The sequence below is a fragment of the Aequorivita soesokkakensis genome (genome assembly GCF_001641085.1).
In the GTDB taxonomy this organism is placed as follows: Bacteria; Bacteroidota; Bacteroidia; order Flavobacteriales; family Flavobacteriaceae; genus Aequorivita; species Aequorivita soesokkakensis.
In genome coordinates this window covers 1-2,766 of the sequence record NZ_LXIE01000043.1, presented here as the reverse complement: position 1 = coordinate 2,766, position 2,766 = coordinate 1, and the positions used below count along the sequence as shown (strand labels likewise).

The 2,766-nt window shown below is 44.5% G+C and carries 1 protein-coding gene; it reads right to left on the bottom strand.

Translation table 11 applies throughout. From position 1 onward, the window contains the following. Positions 1–2,766: choice-of-anchor J domain-containing protein (locus A7A78_RS15150; protein WP_068762702.1), on the bottom strand; the 2,766-nt coding region annotated here is incomplete at both ends.

Genomic DNA, 2,766 nt, shown 5'->3' with positions numbered 1-2,766 from the left:
TAAGGGAAGCCTATCTCGTCCACGTCGATAGAGTTCACGATCATATCGTTCGGCGGAGGCGTAGGCGTACAGGTAACGTCAAGGGTGAAGTTGCCGGTCGCACCGCCAAAGCTGTGGATCAGGATATAGTACTTGGTGTTCCCGTCGCTGGCGAACGAGATCTCGCTCTGAAGGCCACAGGAATCATCATTCCCATCAACACATACAAGCGCAGCGCAGCTTCCGCTGTAAACGGAGATCTTGGAATCGAAGTCCGTGCCGTTGCACAATGAAAGGGTAATGTCGCCCGGAAGGCCACTGTTATCGTCCAAGGTGTACCAGACACCTGGCGAAGTGATGGGAGTGCCGCAGGTAGGCGCGGTATCTATTGTAGCGCCAACGGTGGAACCGGAAACGGAATCACCGCAGCTAACAGCGATAGCGCCCTCGCAGCCATCGTTGGGCAAGGGGTCCATACACGTAACGTCAAGGCTGAAGTTACCGGCATTGCTGCCGAAGCCCTCGACCATTATGTAATAGGTGGAGGTACCGTCCGACTGGAAGGTAACCTCGCTCTGCAGGCCGCAGAAATCATCGTTCACCGCAAGCTCGTTCAGAAGGTCGCAGTCATCAAAAACGCGGAGCAATGAATCATAGTCCGTAGCAGCACAAAGGGAAATGGTAACCAATTGTGGCGTACCAGTACCCGTGAACTTATAGAAAACGTCCGGAGCGGCGTTCCCGCCAGAATCCGTAGCCGTCAACGTCTCGCCCGTAACACTGTCCCCGCAAGCCAAAGCTATGGCACCGGAACAATCGTCATAAGTAACAACAGGACCGCCACAGCTAGCTGTACCAACACCTGTAATTGTATTTGTAAAAGCACCAAAGTCACCAGCGGCAAATCCAGTAGTAATCAAATAATATTCAGTACCTACAGTAAGGTTAATATCCAAAATCTGTGATGTTCCAATACCTCCTGGTCCATCATCATCTCCAGCTACAAAATTAGTAGTTTGGTCTAGTGGGTCAAAACAGGTTTCGTATAAAAAGATATAACCATCCCAGTTGCCTCCGTCTTGATCACTATCTATAGTATAAAGTCCAGTAACATCTACAGTAAATGGACCGTAAACATCATAAGAAACAGGACCTAATCCAGAACAGCAAGTACCATCAGCAAACGGTCTGTCCCAAACATCTGGGCTAGTTGCATCATCTGGTGTAACATCACTCAAGTTACAGTCACTAACTATAGAACAACCACCGCCGGTACCACCATCGCCTTCAATAGCAACAATAGTCAATTCAGCACAGTCTGCATTTACAGTTCCTAATTGAGTTACAGCTCCTGTTGTTGTATCTACAGAACAGAACTGATTAACTCCACCTCCAACATATGCACCCATGTACAAAATTCCTGTTGCTGGGTCAAAATCTGCATCTTGTGCAAAGTTAATTGCAATACCTAACGCACCAACCAATGAAGAAGTTGCTGTTGTAAGATCTACTGAATATAAATTATCATCAAGATCTGCCATAAAAGCATTTCCACTATTATCAATAGCTAACCATATTCCTGAAGGATTTGAAGCCGCACCAATAAGAGTTAAAGTTCCTGTTGTAAGATCTACAGTATAGATATTTGTTCCAGAACCTCCTCCAAAACTTGAAGCATACATTGTTCCATTTGCCTCATTCCACGCTAAGCCAGTAGGAGTATCTCCTGTGGCTAAATTTGTTAAAGGCCCTATAACTGTTTCAGCACCTGTTGCAGTATCTATTGAAACCAATGAAACATTATCATTGTTAAGGCCAAATAAAGTGCCTGATCCATCAAAATCTCCAGCAAAAACAGCTGAAGGCACATTATTACCAGGAGCAATTGTGTAAGGTCCATCTACAGGGAAAGAACCAAAATCTCCACTAGTACAAAAACCACCATCCTTTGCATATACAATAGAGACACCGCCTCCGCCACCTCCGGCTCCTTCTTCAATTGTAAGAGTATCTATACCTATATAATCCGAGTTGTTCCCGAAAGGCCCCGCATCGGTAACCCAATATCTAAAAGCAACTCTTGTATCTACAGCTCCGGCAAGACCAGTTACAGTGGCGGTAAACTCAGTCCATACATCCGGATAACCTCCAACCACTAAAGTTGGGTTAATTTCAAGCAATAATTCAGTATAAGAACCAACACTTGCAGGCCCACTAGGGTCTGTATTGGCACCTGTAGGGTCAATACGAACTTCTAATCTATCAGGGAAAGTACTTGCATCTGGAGACCTTGTCCAAAAAGTAATCTCATCACCATTCTCTAAGTTGAGTATTGGTGTAATCATAAAGTTATTAATGATTGTCCCCCCAGTGTTGTTGAAATTGGCTCCTATATATGAAGTTGGTCCTCCAGACTGTGCTGGGAAAACCGTTTCATTTCCTTGAAACCAATCAGTAAGGCCAACGGCATCACTTACATTCACAAAGCTATAACCAGCTCCAGGCAAAGTGGTGATGTCATCAAATCCTTCTGTAAGAAGAGTTGCTTGTGGAGCTCTGTTTCCACCGTTCTGCCCTCTAAAATAAGCACTCAATACTTGTCTTTCAGCAGCAGTAAATTGTTGTAAATCTAAGCCAGCTTGGTTTTCATTACTGTTAATTCTTAACAATAATTGTTCTAAAGAAACCGTAGGCTCTTGTCTGTTTTCAACACCTAAACTCCTTGAACTATAAATAGAAGTGTTAGGTTGAATAAATTGCGCTTCCATTGTAGCGATAATACTACAG